At 60.3% G+C, this 19,790-nt stretch carries 20 protein-coding genes; 7 read left to right on the plus strand and 13 right to left on the minus strand.

The genetic code is table 11. The annotated features are described in order from the left end of the window. The first annotated feature begins 52 nt into the window (after window positions 1-52). From ACYZT5_RS28365 to ACYZT5_RS28380, 4 genes are all read left to right on the plus strand, one after another. Window positions 53-328, plus strand: coding sequence for a DUF493 domain-containing protein (locus ACYZT5_RS28365; protein ID WP_008152827.1), 276 nt, complete (start codon window positions 53-55; stop codon window positions 326-328). After that, window positions 328-975, plus strand: a complete 648-nt coding sequence (gene lipB / locus ACYZT5_RS28370; protein WP_095130754.1) for a lipoyl(octanoyl) transferase LipB — start codon at window positions 328-330, stop codon at window positions 973-975. The genes ACYZT5_RS28365 and lipB overlap by 1 nt, the downstream gene beginning before the upstream one ends. Before the next feature lies 1 nt (window position 976). After that, on the plus strand, window positions 977-1,999 hold the full coding sequence (gene lipA, locus ACYZT5_RS28375; protein WP_007946663.1) for a lipoyl synthase: 1,023 nt from the start codon (window positions 977-979) through the stop codon (window positions 1,997-1,999). A 174-nt stretch (window positions 2,000-2,173) separates the two neighbouring features. Continuing rightward, the gene (locus tag ACYZT5_RS28380; protein WP_462048327.1) at window positions 2,174-3,124 is read left to right on the plus strand and encodes a S66 peptidase family protein; all 951 of its coding nucleotides are present in this window, start codon (window positions 2,174-2,176) and stop codon (window positions 3,122-3,124) included. A gap of 123 nt (window positions 3,125-3,247) precedes the next feature. Here ACYZT5_RS28380 and ACYZT5_RS28385 read toward each other — a convergent pair whose 3' ends face one another. From ACYZT5_RS28385 to leuS, 5 genes are all read right to left on the minus strand, one after another. Continuing rightward, window positions 3,248-4,570 (minus strand): lytic murein transglycosylase, encoded by a 1,323-nt coding sequence (locus ACYZT5_RS28385; protein ID WP_462048328.1) that lies wholly within the window; start codon window positions 4,568-4,570, stop codon window positions 3,248-3,250. 62 nt (window positions 4,571-4,632) lie between these two features. After that, window positions 4,633-4,797 carry an alternative ribosome rescue factor ArfA gene (gene arfA / locus ACYZT5_RS28390; RefSeq protein ID WP_283189191.1) on the minus strand — a complete coding sequence of 55 codons (165 nt, stop codon included), beginning with the start codon at window positions 4,795-4,797 and terminating at the stop codon, window positions 4,633-4,635. A gap of 184 nt (window positions 4,798-4,981) precedes the next feature. After that, the gene (gene holA, locus ACYZT5_RS28395; RefSeq protein WP_449645726.1) at window positions 4,982-6,019 is read right to left on the minus strand and encodes a DNA polymerase III subunit delta; all 1,038 of its coding nucleotides are present in this window, start codon (window positions 6,017-6,019) and stop codon (window positions 4,982-4,984) included. Between the two features lie 39 nt (window positions 6,020-6,058). Further along, window positions 6,059-6,664: an LPS-assembly lipoprotein LptE gene (locus ACYZT5_RS28400; RefSeq protein WP_462048329.1), complete on the minus strand. Its 606-nt coding sequence runs from the start codon at window positions 6,662-6,664 to the stop codon at window positions 6,059-6,061. Window positions 6,665-6,752: 88 nt separating this feature from the next. Further along, a complete protein-coding gene (leuS, locus tag ACYZT5_RS28405; RefSeq protein ID WP_462048330.1) occupies window positions 6,753-9,359 on the minus strand; it encodes a leucine--tRNA ligase in 2,607 nt (868 codons plus the stop codon). Between the two features lie 279 nt (window positions 9,360-9,638). Between leuS and ACYZT5_RS28410 the strand changes: the two genes are divergently transcribed. Further along, window positions 9,639-9,959, plus strand: coding sequence for a hypothetical protein (locus ACYZT5_RS28410; protein ID WP_462048331.1), 321 nt, complete (start codon window positions 9,639-9,641; stop codon window positions 9,957-9,959). A gap of 107 nt (window positions 9,960-10,066) precedes the next feature. Continuing rightward, the gene (locus ACYZT5_RS28415) at window positions 10,067-10,828 is read left to right on the plus strand and encodes a YdcF family protein (protein WP_462048332.1); all 762 of its coding nucleotides are present in this window, start codon (window positions 10,067-10,069) and stop codon (window positions 10,826-10,828) included. Window positions 10,829-10,863: 35 nt separating this feature from the next. On the opposite strand, the gene lnt is transcribed toward ACYZT5_RS28415, so the two are convergent. The 5 genes from lnt to miaB all read right to left on the minus strand — a co-directional run bounded on the left by lnt (window position 10,864) and on the right by miaB (window position 16,506). Further along, window positions 10,864-12,399: an apolipoprotein N-acyltransferase gene (gene lnt, locus ACYZT5_RS28420; RefSeq protein WP_462048333.1), complete on the minus strand. Its 1,536-nt coding sequence runs from the start codon at window positions 12,397-12,399 to the stop codon at window positions 10,864-10,866. 259 nt (window positions 12,400-12,658) lie between these two features. Beyond that, complete coding sequence (locus ACYZT5_RS28425; protein WP_008152854.1) at window positions 12,659-13,498, minus strand: HlyC/CorC family transporter; 840 nt, start codon at window positions 13,496-13,498, stop codon at window positions 12,659-12,661. A gap of 5 nt (window positions 13,499-13,503) precedes the next feature. Further along, entirely contained in the window at window positions 13,504-13,998 is a 495-nt protein-coding gene (gene ybeY, locus ACYZT5_RS28430; protein WP_462048334.1) for an rRNA maturation RNase YbeY, read from the minus strand. Continuing rightward, complete coding sequence (locus ACYZT5_RS28435; protein ID WP_462048335.1) at window positions 13,991-14,995, minus strand: PhoH family protein; 1,005 nt, start codon at window positions 14,993-14,995, stop codon at window positions 13,991-13,993. Before ACYZT5_RS28435 ends, ybeY begins: the two co-directional genes overlap by 8 nt. A gap of 185 nt (window positions 14,996-15,180) precedes the next feature. Beyond that, on the minus strand, window positions 15,181-16,506 hold the full coding sequence (gene miaB, locus ACYZT5_RS28440; RefSeq protein ID WP_462048336.1) for a tRNA (N6-isopentenyl adenosine(37)-C2)-methylthiotransferase MiaB: 1,326 nt from the start codon (window positions 16,504-16,506) through the stop codon (window positions 15,181-15,183). Between the two features lie 135 nt (window positions 16,507-16,641). Between miaB and ACYZT5_RS28445 the strand changes: the two genes are divergently transcribed. After that, window positions 16,642-16,971: a DUF1820 family protein gene (locus ACYZT5_RS28445; protein WP_007894425.1), complete on the plus strand. Its 330-nt coding sequence runs from the start codon at window positions 16,642-16,644 to the stop codon at window positions 16,969-16,971. A gap of 113 nt (window positions 16,972-17,084) precedes the next feature. On the opposite strand, the gene ACYZT5_RS28450 is transcribed toward ACYZT5_RS28445, so the two are convergent. The 3 genes from ACYZT5_RS28450 to thiE form a co-directional block, all read right to left on the minus strand. Continuing rightward, window positions 17,085-17,639 (minus strand): tetratricopeptide repeat protein, encoded by a 555-nt coding sequence (locus ACYZT5_RS28450; RefSeq protein ID WP_449645734.1) that lies wholly within the window; start codon window positions 17,637-17,639, stop codon window positions 17,085-17,087. 225 nt (window positions 17,640-17,864) lie between these two features. Beyond that, window positions 17,865-19,148: a glutamate-1-semialdehyde 2,1-aminomutase gene (gene hemL / locus ACYZT5_RS28455; protein WP_462048337.1), complete on the minus strand. Its 1,284-nt coding sequence runs from the start codon at window positions 19,146-19,148 to the stop codon at window positions 17,865-17,867. Window positions 19,149-19,163: 15 nt separating this feature from the next. Further along, on the minus strand, window positions 19,164-19,787 hold the full coding sequence (gene thiE, locus ACYZT5_RS28460; RefSeq protein ID WP_462048338.1) for a thiamine phosphate synthase: 624 nt from the start codon (window positions 19,785-19,787) through the stop codon (window positions 19,164-19,166). Between the last annotated feature and the right edge of the window lie 3 nt (window positions 19,788-19,790).

Consider the following 19,790-nt stretch of genomic DNA (forward strand, 5'->3'; position numbering starts at 1 on the left):
CAATCCGGAGCGGGGCCATGTCCGTTGCCACGGCTTACGAGGCCGTTACGCCATGACAGACACCGAAGTAAAGGCGCCAAAGATCGAATTCCCCTGCGCGGATTACCCTATTAAGGTGATCGGCGACACCGGCGTGGGTTTCAAGGACAAGATCATCGCGATCCTTGAGAAGCACGCGACCGTTGACCACAAGACCCTGGCCGAGCGCCAGAGCACCAACGGCAAGTACACGACCATCCAGTTGCACATCATCGCCACCGGTCAAGAACAGCTGTACGACATCAACAGCGAGTTGCGGGCTACCGGTTTCGTGCACATGGTGCTGTGATGTCTGGCACGCTGGGCTTTCGCGAGCTCGGCCAGATGGCTTACGAGCCGGTCTGGCATGCCATGCAACGCTTCACCAACGAACGCGGCAGCGATGCAGCGGACGAGATCTGGCTGGTCGAGCACCCACCGGTGTTCACCCAGGGGCAGGCCGGCAAGGCCGAGCACGTGTTGCTGCCGGGGGATATTCCGGTGGTGAAGGTGGATCGCGGTGGTCAGGTGACTTATCACGGTCCCGGTCAATTAGTGGCCTACCTGTTGCTCGACGTACGCAAGCTGGGTTTCGGCGTGCGTGACCTGGTCAGCCGCATGGAACAATGCCTGATTGAGTTGCTGGCCAGCTACGGCGTCACTGCCGTGGCCAAGCCGGATGCTCCGGGTGTCTATGTCAATGGGGCGAAAATCGCTTCTCTCGGTCTGCGGATCCGCCATGGTTGTTCCTTTCATGGCCTGGCCCTGAACGTGGACATGAACCTGGAACCGTTTCGACGGATTAATCCCTGCGGCTACGCCGGGCTGGCGATGACCCAGCTGAGCGATCACGCAGGATCGATTGAATTTGCCGAGGTAAGTGCCCGGCTGCGCGCGCAGCTCGTCAAACACCTCGACTATGCTGAGCAGACGACCCTAACGGGCGGAATCGACTGATATGACTACTGATGCAGTGCAAACCATGATCCCGACGCTCGATGTCACCGAGCGTCCGGCCCCGCGTGCCAAGGTTGAAGCCGGCGTCAAGCTGCGCGGCGCCGAGAAGGTTGCACGTATCCCGGTGAAGATCATTCCGACCACCGAACTGCCGAAGAAACCCGACTGGATCCGCGTGCGCATCCCGGTTTCCCCGGAAGTCGATCGCATCAAGGCCCTGTTGCGCAAACACAAGCTGCACAGTGTGTGCGAAGAGGCGTCCTGCCCGAACCTGGGCGAATGCTTCTCTGGCGGCACCGCGACCTTCATGATCATGGGTGACATCTGCACCCGTCGCTGCCCGTTCTGCGATGTGGGTCACGGTCGTCCGAAGCCACTGGACGTCAACGAGCCGGAAAGCCTGGCCATTGCCATTGCCGACCTGAAACTCAAGTACGTGGTGATCACCTCCGTAGACCGCGACGACCTGCGTGACGGCGGTGCCCAGCACTTTGCCGACTGCATCCGCGAGATCCGCAAGCTGTCGCCAAACGTACAGCTCGAAACCCTGGTTCCGGACTACCGCGGCCGTATGGACGTCGCGCTGGAAATCACCGCTGCCGAGCCGCCGGATGTGTTCAACCACAACCTGGAAACCGTGCCGCGCCTGTACAAGGCTGCGCGTCCGGGTTCGGATTACCAGTGGTCGCTGACCCTGCTGCAACGCTTCAAGCAGATGATGCCGCACATTCCGACCAAGTCCGGCCTGATGCTGGGGCTGGGTGAGACCGACGAAGAAGTCATCGAAGTCATGAAGCGCATGCGCGAACACGACATCGACATGTTGACCCTGGGCCAGTACCTGCAACCGTCCCGCAGCCACTTGCCGGTGCAGCGTTTTGTGCACCCGGACACCTTCGCCTGGTTCGCCGAGGAAGGTTACAAGATGGGCTTCAAGAACGTCGCTTCCGGCCCGTTGGTACGTTCCTCGTACCACGCCGACGAGCAGGCGAAACTGGTTAAGGCCGAGCTGATGTCGTCCTGATTAGCTGCATGACATGAAAACGCCCGCAAGGCATTGCGCCTTGCGGGCGTTTTTTTGCCTTGCCCATGGCAATCAGTGCTTTTTCCTGCAACCTGCGGGGCAACGAACCCTCTTCTGTTTGTCCCCGTTCCTGACTACTGTGTGCTTGACGCTTTCACGCAGGGAGATTCATGGATGACCGTTCGACCGACCCACACACTTTGTCCTCACACACCCGTTCCGGCCTTGCCATCGGAAGGGCTGATTGGCGTCATCGCGCCCGCCGGTCCCGCACCGCTGGACACCGATAAAGCCATCGCCTGGATGCGCGCTCGCGGATATTCACTGCGGATTTTCCCCGGCGTGTACGAGAAAGATGATTACCTGGCCGGCAGTGATGATGTACGGCTCAATGATCTGCACGGGGCGTTCGCCGACAGTGAGGTCGACGCCATCATCTGTCTGCGCGGTGGTTACGGTACGCCGCGGCTACTCGATCGTATTGATTTCGAATTGCTGCGCAACAATGCCAAGCCGTTCATCGGCTACAGCGACATGACAGCGTTGCACCTGGCGATCAGCCGTTATGCGGGTTTCGTGACCTTTCATGGCCCGTTGCTCAATGCCGACCTGCTGGGTGACAAGCAAAAACCTACCGAATCTTCGTTCTTCAACATGCTGAGAGGACAGGTGAAGGCGGGCAGCGTGCTGGCGCACCCGGTGGCCTACCCGTTGACCACGATTGAGCCTGGCATCGCGCACGGGCGTTTGCTGGGGGGCAATTTGTCGCTGATCGCCGCGACCATGGGCACGCCGTATGAGATGGATGCCGAGGGCGTCATTCTGTTCATCGAGGACATCAACGAGCCGTTGTATCGCATCGACCGGCTGCTGACCCATCTGCGCCTGGCCGGCACGCTGCACAAGCTGCGCGGGGTTCTGGTGGGGGATGTGGCGGGGGTTGATGGGGTTGCGCTGGAGCGTTTGCTCAAGCAGACCTTTGAGCCGCTGCGCATACCGGTGCTGGCAGGGTGGCGCAGCGGGCATTGCGATCCGAATCTGACATTGCCGATGGGCGCACTGGTGAGGCTGGATGCGGGGAACAAGGAGTTGGTGTTGGAACAGGATGTGGTGGTCAAGCGTTAGATCGTGGTTGCTTATTAGTCAGTCTTCGCGGGCAAGTCGGATCGCCGCACCGCTCGCTCCTACACGATTGTGTGATCCGTAGGAGCGAGCGGTGCGGCGATCCGACTTGCCCGCGAAGCTTTTTTAGCGGTTACGCAGTCCTTCGAGCAACTGGTGCGTCGGATACCCGTCCGCTGGCCAGCCAAACGACTGCTGGGCGCTGCGGATCGCTTTGCGCGTGTTGGCGCCGATGATGCCATCGGCGGTGCCCGCGTCGTAGTTTTGCGCGCTCAACAGGCTTTGCAATTCGATCCGCTCGGTACGGCTCAACGGCAAATCATCTTTGGGCCATGAGCCGTTGATCAAACCCGCACCGTTGAAACGCTCGGACAACAGACTCACGGCCAATGCGTAGGACGACGAGTTGTTGTACTTGAGGATCGCGCGGAAGTTGTCGAGGACCAGGAACGCCGGGCCACGGTATCCGGCCGGCAGCAACAGGGCGGCTGACAGGTGTTCGGCGCCTGCCGGAACCTGGCCGCCATTGGGCAGGGTGACGCCCAGTTGCAGCCATTCAGCGACGCTCTTGCGCATCGTGCCATCGGCCAGGACGTAGTTGAAGCCACTCGCCAGTTGCACTTCGAAGCCCCACGGCTGGCCTTTCTGCCAGCCTGAGCTTTGCAGGTAGTGCGCCGTCGAGGCCAGGGCGTCGGCCGGGCTGCCCCAGATGTCGCGGCGACCATCGCCATCGAAGTCCACGGCATGGGTGTTGTAGGTCGTCGGGATGAACTGGGTCTGGCCCATGGCGCCGGCCCAGGAACCGAGCATTTTCTCAGGTTCGATATCGCCTTGTTGCAGGATCTGCAGGGCGGCGATCAGTTGTGCGTGGGCAAATCCGGGACGCCGGCCTTCATAAGCCAGGGTCGCCAGGGAATTAATCACCGACTTGTTGCCCTGGAACTGCCCGAAGTTACTTTCCATGCCCCACACCGAGACCAGTGCCTGACGGTCGACGCCGTAGCGCTGTTCAATGCTTTGCAGGATGTCGGCGTACTGGCTGACCAGCGCTTGACCATTACGTACCCGCAGCGGCGAAAGGGCGCCGTCGAGGTATTCCCAGACCGGGCGGGCGAATTCCGGCTGGCTGCGGTCGGCACGGATGACGCTGGTGTCCAGGCTGACATTGGCGAAGGCGCGATCGAACAGGTCGGCGCGGATGCCGGCGGCCAGCGCATCCTTGCGGAAACCCGCCTGCCATTCGGCGAAGGTCTGGGTTGGCTGGATGTCGAGGTCTTCACCGGTCGGCACCACGGGCGGAATGACCGCAGGGGCTGTTGCGACGGGAAGGGTCTGAAGCGGCTTGGCGTCGGCTGCGGTGGGTTTTTCCGCGCAGGCAACAAGCAAAATAAGGCTGGAGGCAGCTATCAGTTGGCGCAGGTGCCAACGACGGGAAATACAAAGGGGCATGCACGGGTCCAGGGAGTACGAATCAGGTGCAGACCTTAACATGTTGAGCGAACGCTTGCCTTTCAGGCCGCCAGAAAGTAAGAAGCCTCCCAGCTATTAGACTGGAAGGCTTCGCGGCGGTAGCTGCCTTTGCCCTTGCCGGCGGGTTCCTGACGGCTGCGGAACAGTGGCTGGGCGATGATGGATTTGGCCTTGTTGGGGCCACGCTTCGATGGCTTTTTGCTCATGATGAATTCTCGCAAGTGAGTGGGTTTTGCGGTGCAAATCATCGGCCGAAGCTAGGGCTTTGTCTAGTCCCCACATTGTGTAGGACCTTTCGGACGCCTTCGCGGGCAAGCCTCGCTCCTACTGAATTGCGTGATCTGTAGGAGCGAGGTTTGCCCGCGAATGGCCGCGCCGCGGTCGAAAGCCTTACTCGGCAGGCAATGACAATCTCTGGCCGGCCATCAACAACGACAACCGACTCAAACTCATCCACGGTGAACCGGCGGCCTGGCCTTTGATCTGTGCGTCGATGCGCTGCGCTTCCAGCAATAACTGCGCCCAGCGTTGCGCCGAGTAGCGTTGCAGGGCTTTGCTCATCAGCGGTTTGCGTTTGTCCCAGACCGGCGGTCGGGCAGAGCTGAACGCTTTGTCCAGTGGCACACCCTGGCTGTATTGCAGCGACAAGTTGGCCAGCAGACGCAGCTCCCGAGCCAGCGCCCAGAGAATCACGGGCGGTTCGACGCCCTCACCGCGCAGCCCTTCGAGCATGCGCAGGGCGTGGGCCGCTTCACCGTTGAGGATAGCGTCGGTCAGGCCGAAGACATCGAAGCGCGCACTGTCGGCCACTGCCGCTTGCACGGTTTCAACGGTAATCTGACCGCCTTCGGCCATCAGTTTGAGCTTTTCGATTTCCTGGGCGGCAGCCAGCAGATTGCCCTCGACCCGTGCGGCGATCAATTCGACGGCGTCCTGGCTGGCGGAAAGCCCGGCCTGGGACAGCCGTTGACGGATCCAGCTCGGCAACTGGTTGGCCTCTACCGGCCAGATTTGCACGAACTGGGTCTGCTGACCTTCGACCAGCGCCTTGCCCCACTTGGTTTTCTGCGCACTGCCATCAAGCTTGGGCAGGCTGATCAGCAACACCGTGTCTTCGGCCGGTCGCGAGCAGTACTCGATGAACGCGGCGGCGCCTTTGTCACCGGGTTTGCCGGACGGCAGACGCAGTTCCAGCAGACGCTTTTCGGCGAACAATGACATGCTCGCGCCGGCTTGCAGCAACGTACCCCAGTCGAAACTGGCGTCGGCGGCGAAGACCTGGCGTTCGTCGAATCCCTGTTGGCGGGCGGCGGCACGAATGGCGTCGGCGGCTTCCTGACACAGCAGTGGGTCATCGCCACTGATGATGTAGACCGGCGCGAGGGCACCTTGCAGGTGTTTAGCGAGTTGGGCGGGGGCGAGTTTCATGGGAGAGGGCGAACGGGGCGCCTGAGCGCCCCGTAAGTCTTACTGCTTCGGCAGTTCGATAGGCGACTGGCGCGGGGTTGCCGCTTCAGCCTTCTGCGCCGCTTCCAGTGCCGCGGCTTCAGCCTTGGCCTTGGCATCGGCGGTCTGTTGCAACTGCTCCAACTGAGTCGGAGTCAGCTGTTGCAGACGCAGCATCATGCGTTGAACCAGTTCGCGACGCATCTCTTTGCGGGCATCGTTGGCTTCCTGGTCGGAACCCACCAGGTTGTTGCCGTCGTGGATGAAGACTTTCTGCACTTCGAGCTTGTCGTCCAGCAGCGGCAGGTCGCCCTGACCACGGATGTCGTAGTTCAACACAAGGGTCATCTGGTACTCGCCAGTACGGCCGGCGCCCGCGTAGCTGAGGATGCGCTGGCTTTCTTGCTCATCGGTCAGCACCAGTTTGTAAGGTGCGCCGCTGTAGACCTTGACGCCGCTGCTTTGCAGCACCTGACGCATTTGCGTCACGATTTCGCCGTAGGCATTGCGGGCACTCAGGTCGAGTTCCTTGATCGCCAGTTCAGTGGTGCCGGTGCCGCGCAGCTGGAAACCGCAGGCGCTCAACAGGACCGCAAGGCCCATCACCAGCAAATTGCGTTTGATCATCTTGTTGCTCCCCTTGAAACCAGGTGGGCCGATCGTGCGGCCCGAAAGGTTTTACGCGGCGCCAGGCATGACCTGGCGCCTGATCCAATTAGCTGGCGACGATATTGACCAGTTTCCCGGGCACTACGATCACTTTACGAATAGTCAGGCCGTCGACAAAACGCAGTACGTTCTCGTTGGCCCGAGCAGCCGCTTCGACTTCTTCGCGGCTGGCGCTGGCCGGCATTTCGATGTGGCCGCGCAGTTTACCGTTGACCTGAATGACCAGTTGCAGACTGTCTTGTACCAGAGCGCTCTCGTCCAGCACCGGCCAACCGGCATCGATCACCGGAGCAGCGTGACCCAACCGATGCCACAGATCGTGGCAGATGTGCGGGGTGATCGGAGCCAGCAACAAAGTCACGGCTTCCAGACCTTCGTGAACCAGTGCGCGATCCTGTTCGGTGCCTTGCGCGGCTTTTTCCAGCACATTCATCAGCGTCATCACCTGAGCGATGGCGGTGTTGAATTTGTGGTTCTGGCCGACGTCGTGGCTGGCCTGCTTGATGGCCAGGTGGATCGAGCGGCGAATGGCTTTCTGCTCGTCGTTCAGGCTGGCAACGTCCAGTTTGCCCGGCAAGCCGTGAGTGACGTGGGCTTGAGCCAGACGCCAGACGCGCTTGAGGAAACGGTGCGAACCTTCTACTCCGGAGTCGGACCATTCCGCGCTCATGTCGGGTGGCGAGGCGAACATCATGAACAGGCGGCAGGTGTCTGCGCCGAATTGGTCGATCATCGACTGTGGGTCGACGCCGTTGTTCTTCGACTTGGCCATCTTCTCGGTGCCGCCGATTTCCACCGGCAGGCCGTCCGCGATCAGCTTGGCGCTGATGACCTTAGCCTTGCTGTCACGCTCAAGTTCGACGTCCGCCGGGTTAAACCAGGTGTAAGCACCATTGGCTTCGCGACGATAGTAAGTCTCGGCGATCACCATGCCTTGGGTCAGCAGGTTCTTGAACGGTTCGTTGGAACTCACCAGGCCTTCGTCGCGCATCAGCTTGTGGAAGAAACGCGCGTACAGCAGGTGAAGAATCGCGTGTTCGATACCGCCGATGTACTGATCTACCGGCAGCCAGTGGTCGGCCGCGGCTTTTTCCACCAGGCCGCCTTCATAGTGTGGCGAGGCGTAACGGGCGTAGTACCACGAGGACTCGACGAAGGTGTCCATGGTGTCGGTTTCACGCTTGGCCGGTGCACCACATTTCGGGCAAGCGCACTCGTAGAACTCGGGCATGCGCGCCAGCGGCGAACCGGCGCCATCCGGTACAACGTCTTCCGGCAGCACGACAGGCAATTGATCTTCCGGGACCGGCACATCACCGCAGGTGTCGCAGTGGATGATCGGGATCGGGCAGCCCCAGTAGCGCTGACGGCTGATGCCCCAGTCGCGCAGGCGGAACTGGGTGCGCGAGGCGCCGAGGTTTTTCTTGATCAGCGCGACTTCGATGGCATCGAAGGCGCCTTCGAAATCGAGGCCGTCGAACTCGCCGGAATTGATCAGCGTGCCGTGCTCGCCGTAGGCGTCTTGCCACGGGGACGGGTTGGTGTCGCCCGAACGGGTGCGCACCACGGATTTGATCGGCAGGTTGTACTTGGTGGCGAACTCGAAATCACGTTCGTCGTGCGCCGGAACCGCCATTACTGCGCCGTCGCCGTAGTGCATCAGCACGTAGTTGGCGACCCACACCGGGAGCTTCTCACCGGTCAGCGGGTGCTCGACGAACAACGAGGTTGCCAGGCCTTTTTTCTCTTGGGTGGCGACGTCGGCTTCAGCAACGCTGCCGCCTTTGCATTCAGCAATGAACGCTTGCAGCTCAGGGTTGTTCTGCGCGGCCAGGGTCGCCAGATGGTGTTCGGCGGCCACAGCAACGTAGGTCGCGCCCATCAGGGTGTCCGGGCGGGTAGTGAAGACTTTCATTACGCCGGCTTCGCCGATGGAAGCGACGTCGTACGGGAACTGCACTTCCATGCCGCGGGACTTGCCGATCCAGTTGCGCTGCATGGTCTTGACCTGTTCAGGCCAGCCAGTCAGTTCGTCGAGGCTCTCCAGCAGCTCATCCGCGTAGGCGGTGATCTTGAAGTAGTACATCGGAATTTCGCGTTTTTCGATCAGCGCGCCGGAACGCCAGCCGCGACCGTCGATCACCTGTTCGTTGGCCAGAACGGTCTGGTCGACCGGGTCCCAGTTCACGGTGCCGCTTTTTTTGTAAATCACTCCTTTTTCAAACAGGCGAGTGAACAGCCATTGTTCCCAGCGGTAGTAATCAGGCTTGCAGGTAGTCACCTCGCGGGACCAGTCCACCGCCAGGCCCAGGCTGCGCAGCTGGGTTTTCATGTACGCAATGTTTTCGTAGGTCCACTTGGCGGGCGCTACGTTGTTCTTCATCGCGGCGTTTTCCGCCGGCATGCCGAAGGCGTCCCAACCCATGGGTTGCAGGACGTTTTTGCCTTGCATGCGCTGGTAGCGGGAGATCACGTCGCCGATGGTGTAGTTGCGCACGTGCCCCATGTGTAGCTTGCCGCTGGGGTAAGGGAACATCGACAGGCAATAGAAAGTCTCCTTGCCTGGCTGTTCACTGACTTCAAAGGACTTTTGCTCGTCCCAGAACGACTGGGCGGCGGCTTCGATTTCACGGGGCTGATATTGTTCGTGCATGGCTACTTTTGAACTGAATAGGGGTGGCCTAATCCTCTTCAATGCAACGCTGGACGGTGAACACGCCAAATCGGCGTTTCGGTGTCCAGACGAGCTGGAAGTGGAGTTACAGGAAGCGCCGTAGCATACATGACCGCACTCTACCGAGGGAAACCTTGATTACTGCTGCGGGCTACCCAAAACCCGCTGCGAGGGCCGTTGGTCGCAGCGCTCAGCCGGTTTGATGATGGAAGCTAAGCTCTAATTGGGGAGTGAGTCTTATCTTCAATGAGGTGAGGGATGGTTGAGTCACGGCAAAAAGTTACAAAACCGGAGCTGTACGAAAGATTGATCGATCGTCTGGGAATGGCCCTGGACGCGGCCAAAACCGCTGGTCGGTTACGCGATGAACGTCCGCTGGAACTGGAATTGCGAGGCTTGAGCCCCGCAGAGTTTGCACTGGTCCAGGCGTATCTCGATCGCAGTGAACGTGAGACACAGGGATGCCTGTCAGAAGCAGTGAAGCAACTCGACGCACCACGTTCGGCCAAGATCATCTGGCTCAAGGACAAAACACCCGGCAGGGACGCGGTAAAGGTCCGGTCTCTGCAATTCAAGTAAGGGCACTTGAGGCCATGACGTATGGTTTTTTGAAGCATAGTCCTTCCGCATTTGTTGTCGCATTGCGTCAACCCACTTAGGCTTCGGGCATCTTTTGGAGATGCTCGATGCCTTTTCGATATTTCGTTAAACAACTTCTGTTGCCCCCCGGCATTCTTTTGCTGCTGTTGGTGCTTGCGTGGTGGTTACGCCGCTCAAGACCGCGCCTTGCCGGATTGTGCTTTGCGCTGGGCGTGGGCGGCTTCTGGCTGATGAGCCTGCCGGTGGTGGTGCAGTGGGGCGCCAAGACGCTGGAACGTGAAGCGCCATTGGCGCGTGACGAATGGGCAACATTGGCGCAGCACGCCGACGCGATTGTGGTGCTGGGTGCTGGGCGCGAGCGTGGTGACCTGGCCTGGGGCGGCGACCAGCCGACGGGTGTGGCGCTGCAGCGCGAGCGTTATACGGCGCGGCTGGCCAAGGCGTCGGGCTTGCCGGTCCTGACCAGTGGCGGCCTGCATTACGGCACGCCGCCGACTGAAGCCAGGTTGATGGCTGACTCGTTGCAAGATGATTTCGGCGTGACCGTGCGTTGGCAGGAAGGGCGCAGCCGCACCACTTGGGAGAACGCGCAGTTCAGCGCCGAGGTGTTATTGCCGGAAGGAATCAAGCGCGTGGTGGTCGTGACTCAGGCCTGGCACATGCCGCGAGCGGTCTGGAGTTTCAAAAAGGCAGGATTTGAAGTGGTGCCAGCGCCGGTGGGGTTTTTAGGCGTGGATCACGCCCGGCCACTGGGCGGCTGGATGCCGGAATTCAAGTCGATCTGGCAGAGCGGGCAGTTGATGAATGAGGCGGTGGGGCAAATCGGGTATTCAATTTTTTATCGCTGATTTGATCGTTCCCACGCGGAGCGTGGGAACGATCATTAGACAGTCTTGGCCATCCGGCTCGCGATCAGCGCCCAGCCAAACAACAGCACGCAAACAATGATCAGCGGCCACGAGCGCCATTCCAGATAAGGCGTCAGGTTGTGCATTGGCACCACTTCACCGTACAGAATGCCGCGTTCGAACTGCGGGATCTGCACGGTGATCTGGCCGAACGGGTTGATCAAACCGGTTACGCCGTTGTTGGTGGCGCGGATCATCCAGCGACCGGCCTCAAGCGCGCGCATCTGCGCCATCTGCAAGTGTTGCAACGGGCCGATGGAGGTGCCGAACCAGGTGTCATTGCTGATGGTCAGCAGCAAATCGCTACGCGCCGCGAGGCTGGCGGCAAATTCCGGATAAACCACTTCGTAGCAGATGAACGGTGCAATCTGATAACCCTTGGCTTGCAGCATCGGCTGGTCGGCCGGGCCACGGGCAAAGTCCGACATCGGCAGATCGAAGAAAGCGATCAGCCCCCGCAACACGTCCTGCAACGGAACGTATTCGCCAAACGGCACCAGTTTCTGCTTGAGGTAAGTGCCATCGCCTTCACCCGCGACGGTGATGCCGTTGTAGAACCGTTTCTGGTGATGGACTTCCTCGCGGATCGGTACGCCGGTGATCAGCGCGGACTTACGCTCTGCGGCGAAGTTTCCCATCATGTTCAAGTAGCCCTCGGCGGACTCCTTGAGCACCGGGATGGCCGTTTCCGGCCAGATCAGCAGGTCGACCCGTTTTGAACTGAAGCTCATGTCGCGGTACAGCGCCAACTGCGCGTTGAGCTGCGCCGGGTCCCACTTCATGCTCTGTTCGATGTTGCCCTGAATCGCCGCGACACTCAGCGGAGCACCCGCCGGGGTTGTCCAGGCGTGCTCCTTGAGCGCCATGCCGGTCACCCAAGGGCCGACCAGCAGCATCACACCTGCGGCGATGAAACCTTTGCGGCCCGTGCGGACCAGGCGCAAAGCGTTATAGAGCAGCGCGGCCGTCAGGGCCAGGGTGAAGGAAATCAGCCACATTCCGCCGACTGGCGCGAGCCCGGCCAGCGGGCCGTTGAGCTGACTGTAGCCGGAATAAAGCCAGGGGAAACCGGTCAGGAACCAGCCGCGAAAGGCTTCCTGACCGACCCACAACGCCGCGAACGCCAGGGCGTCGGCCAGCGGTGCTTCGTTACGGCGCAGCCAGCGCGCCCAGATCCAGGCGGGCAGGGCGAAGAACCAGGCAATCGCCGCCGTGAAGATCAACATCAGGAAACCGGCCAGCAGCACTGAAGCGCCGCCGAAGTGGTGAATGCTGTAGTAGATCCAGCTGGTACCGGCGCCAAACAGACCGAAACCGAAGCACCAGCCCCGTCCCAGAGCCTGGCGGGGGTTCAGTTCACGCAAGCCGGCATAGAAGAAGCCGACCGCCAGCAACGCCAACGGCCAGATATCGAACGGCGCCAGGGCCAGGGTGGTGATTGCACCGGCCGCCACGGCCAGCAGATTACCGGGCCAGCCGGGGCGGGTTACGCGGAGCAAGGGGTGTGTCATCAGCTATTTCCTGTATCGCGCCGGGCCTGCTGTTACGCAGGGCAAGGCACGAGGAGTGTGGTTTGGTTTTTCAAATGAGCGACGAGTAACGCAGCCCTGCGTAACAGCAGACCCGGCCCTTCGGGTTGCGCCTGAAAGCGGGCCATGCTGCGTTGCAGTCCTTGGAAAGGGAATGCCATTCCCTGCGGACTGCGCCTTGCCTGGCCCGCTTTCAGGCGCAACGCGATGCAGGAAATAGCTGATGACACACCCCTAATCCTTAACGGGCAATGGGAGTCAGGCGCAGCAAATGGATTCGACGGCTATCCGCATTGAGGATACGGAAGCGATAAGGGCCGATTTCAGTGATTTCATTACGTTTTGGCAGGTGCCCGAACGCACTCATCACCAAGCCGCCGACGGTGTCGAATTCGTCATCGGAGAATTGGCTGTCGAAGAACTCGTTGAAGTTCTCGATCGGCGTCAGGGCCTTGATCAGGAAGTCACCGCTGGGCAGCGGCTTGATGTAGCTGTCTTCTTCGACGTCATGCTCGTCTTCGATATCGCCGACGATTTGTTCCAGCACGTCTTCGATGGTCACCAGACCCGCCACACCGCCGTATTCGTCAATGACGATGGCCATGTGGTTGTGGTTGGCGCGGAACTCGCGCAGCAGCACATTCAGACGCTTGGATTCGGGCACGAAAGTGGCCGGGCGCAGCAGGTCCTTGATGTTGAAGCTGTCGCCGTTCTCCTTGAGGATCAACGGCAGCAAGTCCTTGGCCAGCAACACGCCCATTACGTCATCGTGGCTTTCGCCGATCACCGGGTAGCGGGAGTGGGCCGAGTCGACCACGGCGGGCAAAAACTCGCGGGGTGTCTGGGTCGCCTTGATACTGATCATCTGCGAGCGCGGGACCATGATGTCCCGTACTTGCAGGTCAGCGACCTGGATGGCGCCTTCGACGATGGCCAGCGCTTCGCTGTCCAGCAACTTGTTTTGGTGTGCATCGCGCAGCAGCTCCAGCAGCTCCTGGCGGTTCTTCGGCTCGTGGGCAAAAGCTTGGGTGAGCTTACCCAACCATGACTTTTGCCCGTTGCTCGATCGATCTTCGCTCATAGCGATTACTCTGAATCCTTTGTTGTAACGATGGGGGATGCGTCTGTTTCGTCGTCCGCATAAGGGTCGGGATAGCCCAGTTCTGCAAGCAACGTTCGTTCCAGTGCTTCCATTTCTTCGGCTTCGTCGTCATCTATATGGTCGTAACCCAGCAGATGCAAGCAGCCGTGAATGACCAGATGCGCCCAATGGGCCTTGAGAGCCTTGCCTTGTTCGACAGCTTCGCGCTCGACCACCGCCACGCAGATCACCAGGTCGCCCAGCAGCGGGATATCCAGAAATTCGTCGGGGACATCGGCGGGGAACGAAAGAACGTTAGTGGCATAATCCTTTTGCCGCCAGGTGTGGTTCAGCTCGCGACCTTCGGGTTCATCAACCAAACGGATGGTCATTTCGGAGTCAGCTGTGCGCTGGCGCAGGGCCAGTTCGCACCATTGGCGGAATTCGGCTTCGCTTGGGGCAGGCGCTTCGGTAGCCAGTTGCAGATCAAGCTCAAGCATCGCGGCGGCTATCCTTCGGGGCTTCATCGGCCACGCGATTTTCGAAGCGCTCATAGGCTTCGACGATGCGTTGCACCAGTGGATGGCGCACAACGTCCTTGGGTTTGAAATGGGTGAAGCTGATGCCCGGCACGTCTTTCAGCACCTCGATAACATGGTGCAGGCCAGACTTGGTGCCTTTTGGCAGGTCGACCTGGGTGATGTCACCGGTGATCACGGCGGTGGAGCCGAAGCCGATCCGGGTCAGGAACATCTTCATTTGCTCGACGGTGGTGTTCTGGCTTTCGTCGAGGATGATGAAACTGTTGTTCAGGGTGCGACCGCGCATGTAGGCCAGCGGCGCAACTTCGATCACTTGACGCTCGATCAACTTGGCGACGTGTTCGAAGCCAAGCATTTCGTAGAGGGCGTCGTAGAGCGGGCGCAGGTACGGGTCGATCTTCTGCGACAGGTCGCCGGGCAGGAAGCCGAGCTTTTCGCCCGCTTCAACCGCCGGACGCACCAGCAGGATGCGGCGAATCTGCTCGCGTTCCAGCGCGTCTACCGCGCAGGCGACGGCCAGATAGGTCTTGCCGGTACCGGCCGGGCCGATGCCGAAATTGATGTCGTTACCGAGGATTTCCTTCACGTAGCGCAACTGATTCAAGCCGCGAGGGCGAATCATGCCTTTTTTGGTGCGCAGGGCGACGGAGGGTTCGGAGGGGGAGACATTGTCCAACTCTTCGACGGCCGATTCCTGCAGGAACAGGTGAACCACGTCCGGCGACAGCTCGGTACCCTTGGTTTCCCGGTACAAGCGGCGCAGGAGGTTTTCCGCGGAGGTGGTGTGTTTGGGGTCGCCGATCAGCTCGAACTGGTTTCCGCGGTTGCGGATCTCGATGGTCAGGCGTTGCTCGATCAAGCGCAGGTGCTCGTCGAACATCCCGCACAGATTGGCGAAGCGACGGGCCTCAAAGGGCTCGAGGATAAAACGATGTGGTTCTATGGGTGCGTTCAAGGTCGTATTTAGCCGCCCTGGGGCAATAAGATGAAATCAAGGATAACGCCAGTGGGCTGGGTGCGAAAGCTCTTAAATAACCCAATGTCGATCACAGTCCTGTAGGAGCGAAGCTTGCTCGCGAAGAACGATAACGCGATCTGTCAGACAGATCGCGGCGCGGCCTTCGCGAGCAAGCTTCGCTCCTACAACAGCGAGCCGCGCAGCGAGTGCGGTTGGGCGGCGTCGATGTGCACGTCGGCAAACTGGCCAATCAGCGTGGGATTGTCGCAGCGGAAGTTGACGATACGGTTATTCTCGGTCCGGCCTTGCAGTTCGCCGGGGTCTTTTTTCGAATAATCGGTCACCAGGATCCGCTGGATCGAACCGACCATTTGTCGGCTGATCTCGAAACCTTGCTGGTTCAGGCGATGTTGCAGCGCATTCAGGCGTTCTTTCTTCAGCTCTTCCGGCGTTTCGTCGGCCAGATCGGCAGCTGGAGTGCCTGGGCGCTGGCTATAGACGAACGAGTAGGAGAAGTCGAAACCGACGTCTTCGATCAGCTTCATGGTCTGTTCGAAATCTTTTTCGGTCTCGCCCGGGAAGCCGACGATGAAGTCCGAACTGATGCAGATCCCCGGCACGGCGGCACGCAGCTTGCGCAGTTTGGATTTGTATTCCAGCGCGGTGTGGTTGCGCTTCATCGCCGCCAGGATTCGGTCCGAGCCCGACTGCACCGGCAAGTGCAGATGCTTGACCAGTTCCGGCACGTCGGCGTGGGCCTGGATCAGGCTGTCGGAGAATTCCAGCGGGTGTGAGGTGGTGTAACGGATGCGGTCGATGCCATCGACGGCGGCCACCACCCGGATCAGTTCGGCCAGGTCAGCCAAACGACCATCATGAGTGGTCCCGCGATAGCCATTGACGTTCTGCCCCAGCAGGGTCACTTCGCGCACACCGTTTTCGGCCAGGTGGATGATCTCGGCGATCACGTCATCGAATGGTCGGCTGACTTCTTCACCGCGGGTGTAGGGCACCACGCAGAAGGTGCAGTACTTGCTGCAACCTTCCATCACCGACACATAGGCGCTCGGCCCGTCGATGCGCGGCTCGGGCAAGTGGTCGAATTTCTCGATTTCCGGGAACGAGACGTCAACTTGAGGCAGTTTGGTGGCGCGCGCGGCGTCGATCATTTCCGGCAGGCGGTGCAAAGTTTGCGGGCCGAACACGACGTCGACATACGGAGCGCGGTCGCGGATGGCCGCGCCTTCCTGACTGGCCACGCAACCGCCGACGGCGATGACCATGTCCGGGTTTGCCAGTTTCAGTTCGCGCCAGCGGCCCAGTTGGGAGTACACACGGTCCTGGGCGCGTTCGCGGATCGAACAGGTATTGAGCAGGATCACGTCGGCGTCTTCAGCGCGGGCAGTGACTTCCAGGGCCTGATGTTCACCCAGCAGATCGACCATGCGCGAGCTGTCGTACTCGTTCATCTGGCAACCGTGGGTTTCGATGTAAAGCTTCTTGGCCATGGGAAAGAGTCATCACGTGATTCAAAGAACCGCGCATTATAGGGAACATGTCCCAAGGTTCCTACCGCTGTGCGTCCGGCGGCTATGCTATAGTTCGCGCCCTCATTTTTATCCCCGATGTGTTGCTCGCCCACCATGACCAAACGTGAAGCTCCAATCTACAAGGTGATTTTCCTCAACCAGGGCCAGGTGTACGAAATGTATGCCAAGCAGATCTATCAAAGTGATCTGTGGGGCTTCCTGGAAGTGGAAGAGTTCGTCTTTGGCGAGCGCACGCAAGTGGTCGTCGATCCGAGCGAAGAGAAACTCAAGGCTCAGTTCGAAGGCGTTGTGCGCAGTTTTGTGCCGATGCATTCGATCGTGCGCATCGACGAGGTCGAGCGCCTCGGTACGCCGAAAATCAGCGAGGCCCGCGGTGCGGTCGGCAATGTCATGCCGTTTCCGATGCCGATGCCTGAGAAGTAGGCCTCAAGACCGAGTCGCACCCTTCGCGGGCAAGCCTCGCTCCTACAGGACTGGCGCTGCCCTTGTAGGAGCGAGGCTTGCCCGCGAAGGGGCCAGAAAGTTCGACGCAGAAATCAGGGAAGTGGCGAGAACGGCGTACGCCCATCGGCGCTTTGCAATTCCATCAGGTACTTGCGGAAGATTTGCCCGAGCACCTGGGTAGCCACCTCAAGTTCTTCGCGGGGCATTTTCTCGGCGACTTCGTCGGCGGTGTCCAACGCATCTTCAGCGCCATTGACCGCAGCCATTTTCAGCACGATATAAGCCTGGATGTTATTGGCCGGTACGCCTTCGCCGTGGAAGAACATGGTGCCGAGTTTGAACTGCGCCTGAGCGTGGCCTTGCAACGAGGCCTTTTCGAAGTAGCCCAGGGCTTTTTTGAGGTCGCGCGGCGTGTTTTTGCCGTCGTAGTAGAACTCACCCAACTCGTATTGCGCTTGCGCATCCCCTTCATCCGACGCTTTCTGGCAGGCGGCGAGAGCCTGCGCCAGGTCTTGCGGCTGAGTATTGAGGGTGCAACGACCCATCGCTGGGATTAACAACGAGTTGCCGCCTGCTTGTGCGAGCGCGAGCAGGGGCTGAAGGAGCAACAGGCAGCCCAATGCAAGGGCGCGGCCGGTGCGGTTCATGGGAATCGACTTACCTCTGAAGGGCGCGCGGACCCATCGAGGGGATCCAATAAGCGCGCATTATGAAATAAGCAGGGCCAACCTTACAAAGTCTTTACTCGTTTTTCTGCTGCGCGGGGAATATATCGCCCACTTTGCTGGGGATCTTAAGCAGAAGCGTAGGAATAAGGGCATGAATGTAGGTGAAAGCTGACGCTGGCAATCGCCAACGTCAGCGGCACAGCGTTATTTCAATGCGGCAAATGCACGCTCGGCGGCATCCAGCGTCAGTTTCAGCTCGGTTTCGCCATGGGCGATCGAGGTGAAGCCCGCTTCGAATGCGCTCGGCGCCAGGTACACGCCGCCCTCGAGCATCAGGTGGAAGAAGCGCCCGAACAGGGCAGCGTCGCTGGCCATCACGTCATCGAAGGTCACGATGTCGTCGGCGCCGCTGAAGTACAGGCCGAACATGCCGCCGGCCTGTGTGGTCACGAACGGAATGCCCGCCGCATCGGCGCGCTGTTGCAGGCCATCGAGCAGGCGACTGGTGTAGTCGCTCAGCTCGGCGTGGAAGCCCGGACGGCTGATCAGTCGCAGGGTCGTCAGACCGGCAGCCATGGCCAGCGGGTTACCCGACAATGTGCCCGCCTGATAGACAGGGCCCAATGGCGCGATGTGCGACATGATTTCGCGCTTGCCGCCGAAGCAGCCAACCGGCATGCCACCACCGATGATTTTGCCGAAGGTGGTCAGGTCAGGCGTCACGCCGTAGTGAACTTGGGCACCGCCGAGGGCGACACGGAAACCGGTCATCACTTCATCGAAAATCAGCACCACGCCATGCTTGTCGCACAGGGTCCGCAGGCCTTCGAGGAAACCTGGCGCCGGGGGCACGCAGTTCATGTTGCCGGCCACTGGCTCGACGATGATGCACGCCACTTCCTGGCCCACTTCGGCGAGCAGGGTGTCTACGGCATCGATGTCGTTGAACGGCAGGGTCAGGGTGTGTTTGGCGAATGCCGCCGGCACACCGGCCGAGCTCGGCACGCCTTGGGTCAGGGCACCGGAACCGGCCTTGACCAGCAGGCTGTCGGAGTGGCCGTGGTAGCAGCCTTCGAACTTGATGATGCTGTCGCGGCCGGTGAAACCACGGGCCAGACGAATCGCGCTCATGGTCGCTTCGGTACCGGAGCTGACCATGCGCACCATTTCCATCGATGGCACGATCGAGCAGACCAGATCAGCCATCTGGGTTTCCATCTCGGTCGGTGCGCCGTAGGACAATCCGTGCTCAAGCTGTTTGCGTACCGCGTCCAGCACGTCCGGATGACTGTGACCGAGAATCATCGGCCCCCAGGAACCGACGTAATCCACATAACGCTTGTTGTCTTCGTCGGTGACGTAGGCGCCTTCGGCATGTTTGAAGAACAACGGCGTGCCGCCGACGCTTTTGAACGCCCGAACAGGCGAATTCACGCCACCGGGAATGTGTTTCTGGGCATTGGCAAACAGCGTTTCGGAACGAGACATGATCGGGCTCTCAAATCAGACTTTAAGTAATTCGTTAAAGGCGCGGGCGCGGCGCGTCACTTCAGCCGTGCTCTCGGCGCCAAACAAACCGTGGACCACCGCCAGCAGATCGACCCCATGGGCCACCAGCGGCGCGGCGTTGTCCAGCGTGATGCCGCCGATCGCGCAGATCGGCAGGTGCAGTTTGCTGCGGGCCTGGTCGAGCAGTTCGAGACTGCAGGTCGGTGCGCCGGGTTTAGTGTTGGAGTTGAAGAAGCGGCCGAAGGCGACGTAACTGGCACCTTCTTTCGCCGCTTGCTCGGCGAGTTCGAGCTGAGCGTGACAGGTCGAACCGATGATCGCCTGGCGACCGAGCAACGCGCGGGCCGGGGTCAACGGGCCATCGGTCTGGCCCAGGTGCACGCCGACGTTCAGGCGCGCGGCCAGTTCGGCATCGTCATTAATGATCAGTTGGGTCTTGTAGCGCTCGCACAGATCGCGCAAGGCTTCGGCCTCGCGCAGACGGCGGGCTTCGTCGCTGCTCTTGTCGCGGTATTGCAGCAGGGTGACGCCGCCTTCCAGCGCCGCCTCCACGTACTCAAGCAATTTACCGGCGAGCAGCTGGCTATCGGTAATGGCGTACAGGCCACGTAGTTTCATCGG

The sequence above is a fragment of the Pseudomonas sp. LB3P14 genome (assembly GCF_054898045.1).